5 protein-coding genes and 1 rRNA gene are annotated in these 7,650 nt (G+C 64.7%); 3 read left to right on the top strand and 3 right to left on the bottom strand.

All coding sequences use genetic code 11. From position 1 onward, the window contains the following. Positions 1 to 154: 154 nt before the first annotated feature. The 3 genes from SZ55_RS06900 to SZ55_RS06890 all read right to left on the bottom strand — a co-directional run bounded on the left by SZ55_RS06900 (position 155) and on the right by SZ55_RS06890 (position 4,432). On the bottom strand, positions 155 to 1,525 hold the full coding sequence (locus tag SZ55_RS06900; protein WP_044403420.1) for a DUF1329 domain-containing protein: 1,371 nt from the start codon (positions 1,523 to 1,525) through the stop codon (positions 155 to 157). Positions 1,526 to 1,547: 22 nt separating this feature from the next. Continuing rightward, positions 1,548 to 3,314 (bottom strand): DUF1302 domain-containing protein, encoded by a 1,767-nt coding sequence (locus tag SZ55_RS06895; protein ID WP_044403418.1) that lies wholly within the window; start codon positions 3,312 to 3,314, stop codon positions 1,548 to 1,550. 209 nt (positions 3,315 to 3,523) lie between these two features. Then, complete coding sequence (locus SZ55_RS06890) at positions 3,524 to 4,432, bottom strand: LysR family transcriptional regulator (RefSeq protein WP_044403416.1); 909 nt, start codon at positions 4,430 to 4,432, stop codon at positions 3,524 to 3,526. Between the two features lie 180 nt (positions 4,433 to 4,612). Between SZ55_RS06890 and SZ55_RS06885 the strand changes: the two genes are divergently transcribed. The 3 genes from SZ55_RS06885 to SZ55_RS28505 form a co-directional block, all read left to right on the top strand. Further along, on the top strand, positions 4,613 to 5,794 hold the full coding sequence (locus SZ55_RS06885; RefSeq protein ID WP_044403414.1) for an acyl-CoA dehydrogenase: 1,182 nt from the start codon (positions 4,613 to 4,615) through the stop codon (positions 5,792 to 5,794). A gap of 74 nt (positions 5,795 to 5,868) precedes the next feature. Beyond that, the gene (locus SZ55_RS06880; protein ID WP_044403412.1) at positions 5,869 to 7,092 is read left to right on the top strand and encodes a CaiB/BaiF CoA transferase family protein; all 1,224 of its coding nucleotides are present in this window, start codon (positions 5,869 to 5,871) and stop codon (positions 7,090 to 7,092) included. 487 nt (positions 7,093 to 7,579) lie between these two features. Continuing rightward, positions 7,580 to 7,650: ribosomal RNA gene (locus SZ55_RS28505) — 16S ribosomal RNA — on the top strand; the annotation flags it as partial.

Genomic DNA, 7,650 nt, shown 5'->3' with positions numbered 1-7,650 from the left:
GTCGGGGGGCGGTGCGGGGCATGGCGGTTCTCGGTGTTGTCGTTATGGTGAACCGTGGTCGTTCAGGCTAGACATCCGCTGCCATCGCGCAAAGGCCCATGCGCCGGCGTGATGGCGGGTCATAAGGGGGCGCCCGTCCCTGGGCGCGGTGTGCTCAGCGGATGCCGGCGTTGCGCAGGGCGGCGGGGGTGTAGTCGGCGCCGCTGGCCTTGAAGCCGAACTCGGTGCCGTGCTTCTCCTCGTTCTTCAGGCCGAGGGCGATGTAGCGGCCGGCGATGATGTCGTAGAGGGCTTCGAGGGTGTAGGCGGAGACCTGCTGGCCGTAGTGGTACTCGGCGTGGCCTTCGCCGACGCGCCACAGCTGGCCGCGACCGTCGTAGTGGTCCACCAGGGCCACCTGCCAGCTGTCCTCGTCGAGGTACATGTGGCGCTTGGCGTAAATGTGCCGCTCGCCGGACTTGAGGGTGGCGACCACTTCCCAGACCCGGTGCAGCTCGTAGCGGGTGAGGTCCTGGTTGATGTGGCCGGGGCGGACGATGTCGGCGTACTTGAGGCTGGTGGAGTCGAGCTTGTAGCTGTTGTAGGGGATGTACATCTCCTTCTTGCCGATCAGCTTCCAGTCATAGCGGTCGGGGGCGCCGGAGAACATGTCGAAGTTGTCGGCGGTGCGCATGCCGTCGGCGGCGGTGCCGGGGCCGTCGTAGGCGACCTGGGGGGCGCGGCGCACGCGGCGCTGGCCGGCGTTGTAGATCCACGCCAGGCGCGGCTCCTTGACCTGGTCGATGGTCTCGTGGACCAGCAGCACGTTGCCGGCCAGGCGCGAGGGCGCGAGGACCCGCTGCTTGAAGTAGAGGAGGATGTTGGCGGCCTTGTCCTTGTCCAGGTCGGTCATGTCGGCGGGGAAGGCGACCTCGTCCTGGAACTGCACGGGGGAGAAGGAACCGTTGGTCTGCGGGGTGACCTGGACCACCAGGCGCCGGGCGTTGCCGCCGCGGTAGCGGGTGATGTGGTTCCAAAGCACCTGGACGCCGTCCTTGGGAATCGGGAAGGCGTAGTAGTGGCTGTCGGCGAAGTTGGAGAGGCCGTTGCCGCCGTCCACCGGCTGGGTGTTGAGGGCGCTCTGCCGGGCGGCGGCGTAGATGGCCTCCGGCGCGGCGGCGGTGCGGTGGGTGGGGTAGACCGGGATCTTGTAGGTTTCGGGGTAGCGCTTGAACATCGCCAGCTGCCCTTCGGAGAGTCTGGCTTTGTACTGGTCGACGTTCTGGGCGGTGATGGTGAACAAGGGCTTCTCGCTGGCGAAGGGGTCGGCGAGGAAGCCGTTGGCGTCGATCGGTGCGGCGTTCTTCGCCAGGCCGCCGGTCCAGGCGGGGATGCTGCCGTCGGCGTTGCCGGCCTTCTCGGCGCCCAGGGGGGTGAGGGTGGTGCCGAGTTGGGCGGCCTCTTCGGGGCTGACGGCCGCCATGACCTGGCAGGCCAGCAGGCCGAGTACCAGTGCGCCACCTTGCAGGATTCTTATGGTTTTCATGGTGCGAGTCCTATGCGCGGGGTCAGAAGTTCAGACCGAAGCTGAGGGCGACGAAGTCGCGATCAGTGGTGGTGTTGTAGTGGCCGCCGAAGAAGTCGGTGTAGCTGAGGCTGGCGGTGTAGGTGTTCTGGTATTCGGCGGTGAGGCCGAGGCTGATGGCCTTGGAGCCTTCGTTGAAGTTGGGACCGTAGCCGTCGACGTCATGGGACCAGGCGAGGCTCGGGCTGAGGTTGATGCCGGCGATGACGTTGGGGTAGTCGAGCACGGCGCGGGCGCGGTAGCCCCAGGAGTTGCTGGTGTAGAAGCCCTTGTCGTTACACTCGCGCTGGGCGGGGCTGGAGGCGGTGAGGGCGATGCAGGTGGCCTGGGAGGAGAGCTGGCCGGGGCCGTAGATCGGGTCGCGGCCGTAGCGCAGGGAGCCGATGTCGTCGTCGAGGCCGCTGATGTGGTTGTAGCCGACCTCGGCCACCAGGGTGAGGCGGCTGGCGCCCATGACCTGGTCGACGAACTGGGTGGCGGTGACCTGGGCCTGGGTGACCGGCTTGCGCTCGTAGCCATGGATGGTGGCGCCGGCGGTGTTGCTGCTGTGGCCGCTCTCGAACACCGGTGAGGAGGGTACCGCCAGGGCGGCGAAGGACAGGTCGGTGCTGTTGAGCTGCAGCGGCATGTTGGGACGGTAGCTGATCTCGCCGGCCACGGAGGTGCCTTCGATGTTGGTCTGGAAGCTCAGGCCGTAGAGGCGGATGTCTTCGGGGTATTCGATGAAGTAGCGGGCGCCGGGCGCGCCAGGGATGACGAAGGCGCTCGGGCTGGTGGTGCGGATGGTGCTGAACACCGGGCCACGGCTGTGGTAGTTCATGGCGTAGGCGCCGAATTCGGTGTCGTTGAACTCCGGCACGAACCAGCGCAGGGCGACGCCGAACTGGCCGCTGTCGCGGGCGTCCTTGTCACCGGCGCGGGGGATGTAGAGGGTGCTGCCGGTGTTGGTGGAAACGCCGGGGGCGAGGTCGGGCCCGTTGACGATGAGGCGGTCGGTGCAGCCGTCGGCGACCACGTCGGAGGTGGAGAAGAAGGTGCCGCAGTTGTCGGCGACGGTTTGGTCCCATTCCAGCTGGTAGAAGGCTTCGGCCGAGAGGTTCTCGGTGAGGCTCTGGGACAGGTAGATCATGTTGACCGGGATGAGGCCTTCCTTGATCTCGGCACCCGGGCGGCGGAAGGCGGCGGTGTCGATGGGGTTGATGCTGTTGATGCTGTTGCCGATGAAGGTGCTCTCGCCCCAGCTCACCACCTGCTTGCCGACCCGGACCGAGCCGGGCAGGTCGCCGAGGTTGTAGTTGTGGTAGAGGAACGCATCGAGGATCTGCGCGCCGGAGGCCTTGGCACCTTCCTTCCGGTTGTGGTCGTTGATGTCGTAGAACTCGCGGTGCTCGTCCTTGAGTTCGAAGTCGTACCAGTACTTGCCACGGATGAAGACGCCGGTGTCGCCGTACTTCAGTTCGAGGTCGTGGATGCCCTTGAAGATTTTCGAGAAGGTCTCGCCCTTCTTGAAGTTGAGGCGGCCGTCGTCGCTGGTCCGGGACAGGGCGGTGCCACCGCTGGCGGTGGAGATGAAGTCCCGGTCCGGGGCGCGGGTGCTCCAGCTGGCGCCGACGGACAGCGAGGAGTCCAGCTGCCCTTCGATCTCCCCGATGTTGAAGTTGATGGCGAAGGCGGGGGCGCTCAGCCCCAGTGCCACGGCGGCGGCCAGCGCGTGCGGCCGGAAGATTCCGCGCATTGTTCTTGTTGTCATGCGGCTCTCCAGTGAAGGAATGAGGGAGGCTTCATGCTAGTCAGCGCGGTCGGGGCCCATAACTGCCTGAATGGGCGATTTGCGGCATCACCCGTGTGGGTGATGCGGTGGGATGGGGCGCGGGGAAATGACCTGTTCTGGTGCGTCGGGTGGCGATTCGGGCTGGGCTGTCACCTTGCGTGACAGGGAGCCGGGCGGGGTGTTTCGCCTCAGGATTCGCCTGCTTCCTGGCGATACCGGGCGGCGGCTTCCAGCAGCCAGTCGCGGAAGGCGCCGAGCACGGCGGACTCGACCTTGCGCTCGGGGATGAACAGGTAATAGGCCTTGTCGCTGCGGCAGCTGTGGGTGAGGGCGGTGACCAGGCGGCCTTCCTCCAGTTCGCGCTGGATGAGGAAGGGGGGAATGAGTGCGACGCCCATTTCGTGCATGGCGGCCTGGGCGAGCATGGAGAAGAGTTCGTAGCGTGGGCCGCTGAGGTCGCGGGCGACGTTCAGGCCGAGGGAGTTGAACCACTGGCGCCAGGCGTAGGGGCGGGTGGTCTGCTGCAGCAGCGGCAGGCGGGCGATGTCCTCGGCGCTGAGGCTGGTCCGGCCGCCCAGCAGGCTGGGGCTGCACACCGGTACGGAATGCTCGTGCATGAGGAAGTGGGACTGGGTGCCGGACCAGTCGGCGGTGCCGAAGTGCAGGGCGGCGTCGAAGTCGGTGTCGGCGAACAGGAAGGGGCGGGTGCGGTTGGTGAGGTTGACGGTGACTTCGGGGTGCAGGCGCTGGAAGTCCTTCAGCCGGGGCAGCAGCCATTGGGTGCCGAAGGTGGGGACCACGGCGAGTTCGATGGCCATGGCGCCCTGCTGGCCCATGACGGCGAGGGTGTCCCGCTCGACGGCGTCAAGCTGGCTGGCGATGCGCCGGGAGTAGGCGAGGCCGGCTTCGGTGAGCTTCACGCCACGTCGGGAGCGGCGGAACAGTTCGATGCCGAGGAAGTCCTCCAGGCCGCCGATCTGGCGGCAGATGGCGCTCTGGGTGAGGGCCAGCTCTTCGGCCGCCTTGGTGAAGCTCTGGTGGCGGGCGGCGGATTCGAATGCGACCAGTGCGCTGGTGCTGGGAATCTTGCGGCGCATTGTGTACGGCTACCTCACAAGTGACGGGCCTTTGGCGGGGCTATGCAGCGTTCGGAGTGAGAAATTAGCACAAGAGGGTGCGAAAACCTCGTTTGCCGGGCTTGGGGGCGCTGTCTAGGATTGTTCCCCACAACGCGCGGACACTCCGCCTGATCCCATCCCTTATTCGAGGACCTGCCCATGGCTGCCAAAGCTTCCTTCAATTGGATCGACCCGTTGCTGCTGGACCAGCAATTGACCGAAGAGGAGCGCATGGTGCGCGAGAGCGCCCAGCAGTTCGCCGAGGACAAGCTGGCGCCGCGTGTACTGGAGGCCTTCCGTCATGAGCAGACCGATCCGGCGATCTTCCGCGAGATGGGCGAAGTGGGCTTGCTGGGCGCGACCATTCCGGTGGAGTACGGCGGCAGCGGTCTGAACTACGTGTGCTACGGGCTGATCGCCCGCGAAGTGGAACGCATCGACTCCGGCTACCGCTCGATGATGAGCGTGCAGTCGTCCCTGGTGATGGTGCCGATCAATGAATTCGGCAGCGAGGCGCAGAAGCAGAAGTACCTGCCGAAGCTGGCCAGCGGTGAGTGGATCGGCTGCTTCGGCCTGACCGAGCCGAACCATGGTTCCGACCCGGGTTCGATGGTGACCCGTGCGAAGAAGGTGGACGGCGGCTATCGCCTGAGCGGCAGCAAGATGTGGATCACCAACAGCCCGATCGCCGATGTGTTCGTGGTCTGGGCGAAGGACGATGCCGGCGACATCCGCGGCTTCGTGCTGGAGAAGGGCTGGGAAGGCCTGAGCGCGCCGGCGATCCACGGCAAGGTGGGCCTGCGTGCATCCATCACCGGCGAGATCGTGATGGACAACGTGTTCGTGCCGGAGGAGAACGCGTTCCCTGAGGTGCGTGGCCTGAAAGGTCCGTTTACCTGTCTGAACTCGGCTCGCTACGGCATCTCCTGGGGGGCGCTGGGTGCTGCCGAGTTCTGCTGGCACACCGCGCGCCAGTACGTACTGGACCGTCACCAGTTCGGTCGCCCGCTGGCGGCCAACCAGCTGATCCAGAAGAAGCTGGCCGACATGCAGACCGAGATCACCCTGGCCCTGCAGGGCTGCCTGCGCCTCGGCCGGATGAAGGACGAGGGTACGGCGGCGGTGGAAATCACTTCGATCATGAAGCGCAACAGCTGCGGCAAGGCGCTGGACATCGCGCGCATGGCCCGCGACATGCTGGGCGGCAACGGCATCTCCGATGAGTTCGGCATCGCCCGTCACTTGGTGAACCTGGAGGTGGTCAACACCTACGAGGGCACCCATGACGTCCACGCGCTGATCCTCGGCCGCGCGCAGACCGGTATCCAGGCGTTCTTCTGATCCGGTCCCTGTCCGGGCCCCTCTATATATAGAGGGGCCCGGCTCTGCTTTTTTCTTCTTCCGCAGGTGATTCCATGGCTGGTGCCCTCTCCCATATCCGCGTGCTCGACCTGTCCCGTGTGCTTGCCGGGCCTTGGTCGGGGCAGATCCTTGCTGACCTCGGTGCCGATGTGATCAAGGTGGAGCGGCCGGGGAGTGGCGACGATACCCGCGCCTGGGGGCCGCCCTTCCTTAAGGACGAAAGCGGGCGGGATACCAGCGAGGCGGCGTACTTCCTCTCGGCCAACCGCAACAAGCAGTCGGTGACCATCGACTTCACCCAGTCGGAGGGCCAGGCGCTGGTGCGAAAGCTGGCGGCGGAGTCGGACATCCTCATCGAGAACTTCAAGGTCGGTGGGCTGGCGGCCTATGGGCTGGACTACGCGTCGCTCAAGGCGATCAACCCGCGTCTCATCTATTGCTCCATCACCGGCTTCGGCCAGTTCGGCCCCTATGCCAAGCGGGCGGGTTACGACTTCATGATCCAGGGGCTGGGTGGGCTGATGAGCCTGACCGGGCGCTCGGACCAGGAAGAGGGTGCCGGGCCTGTGAAGGTGGGGGTGGCGCTGACGGACATTCTTACCGGGCTCTATTCCAGCGTGGCCATCCTGGCGGCCCTGACCGCCCGTGAGACCACCGGCCGGGGACAGCACATCGACATGGCGCTGCTGGACGTGCAGGTGGCCTGCCTGGCGAACCAGGCGATGAACTACCTGACTACGGGCGTTCCTCCCCGGCGCCTGGGCAATGCGCATCCGAATATCGTGCCGTACCAGGACTTCCCCACGGCGGATGGTGATTTCATCCTCACGGTTGGCAACGACGGGCAGTTCCGCAAGTTCTGTGAGGTGGCCGGGCATCCGGAATGGGCGGACGATCCGCGCTTTGCCAGCAACAAGGCACGGGTGGCGAACCGGGCGGAGCTGATCCCGCTGATCCGCCAGGCCACCGTATTCAAGACCACGGCGGAGTGGGTCGCGGCGCTGGAGGCGGTCGGCGTGCCCTGCGGACCGATCAACGACCTGGCGGCGGTATTCGAGGATCCCCAGGTGCTGGCGCGGGGGCTGAAAGTCGAACTGCCCCATGCACTGGCCGGTGCGGTGGCGCAGGTGGCCAGCCCGCTGCGCCTTTCCGATACGCCGGTGGAGTACCGGATGGCACCGCCGCGCCTGGGCGAGCACACGGCATCCGTACTGGAGCGTGTGCTGGGGCTGTCGGCGGAGGCTATCGAGCGTCTGCGGCAGGAAGGGGTGGTGTAGCCTCCTCTATAAAGAGGCCTGGAAGCCGGGCGTAAACTTTTTCCGAAAAGGGGGTTTACACCCATCTTCACTCATGTAGAATGCGCGCCTCGCTGAAGCGGAACGCTCTGCCAAGCGAGCTAAGTTGTTGAGTAGAAAAGAAAATTTCGAAAAACAGCTTGACGGAAGAAAGAGGTGCTGTAGAATGCGCGCCTCGCTTCGGAAGAGAGATCGAACGAAGCGCAAGTCGTTGAGTAGAAAGAAAAAAATCTTCGAAAAACAGCTTGACAGAAAGAAGGGCTGCTGTAGAATGCGCGGCCTCGGTTGAGRCGAAAGACTTGATCGAAACGCTCTTTAAAAATTTGAATCAAGCAATTCGTGTGGGTGCTTGTGATGTAAGACTGGTAGTCGACTGATTATCAGCAACACAAGTAACACTCGTGAATTCGAGAGTTTATTTGCGATTGCTGAGCCAAGTTTAGGGTTTTCTCAAAACCCAAGCAGTATTGAACTGAAGAGTTTGATCATGGCTCAGATTGAACGCTGGCGGCAGGCCTAACACATGCAAGTCGAGCGGAT

The sequence above is a fragment of the Pseudomonas sp. FeS53a genome (genome assembly GCF_000931385.1).
Classification (GTDB): Bacteria; Pseudomonadota; Gammaproteobacteria; order Pseudomonadales; family Pseudomonadaceae; genus Metapseudomonas; species Metapseudomonas otitidis.
Note: the sequence above shows the minus strand (reverse complement) of the source record. Positions and strands in the feature narration are given on the sequence as shown.

Coding starts and splice junctions, on each gene's coding strand:
- SZ55_RS06900 (WP_044403420.1), bottom strand. CDS start 1,525: ATGAAAACCATAAGAATCCTGCAAGGTGGCGCACTGGTACTCGGCCTG.
- SZ55_RS06895 (WP_044403418.1), bottom strand. CDS start 3,314: ATGACAACAAGAACAATGCGCGGAATCTTCCGGCCGCACGCGCTGGCC.
- SZ55_RS06890 (WP_044403416.1), bottom strand. CDS start 4,432: ATGCGCCGCAAGATTCCCAGCACCAGCGCACTGGTCGCATTCGAATCC.
- SZ55_RS06885 (WP_044403414.1), top strand. CDS start 4,613: ATGGCTGCCAAAGCTTCCTTCAATTGGATCGACCCGTTGCTGCTGGAC.
- SZ55_RS06880 (WP_044403412.1), top strand. CDS start 5,869: ATGGCTGGTGCCCTCTCCCATATCCGCGTGCTCGACCTGTCCCGTGTG.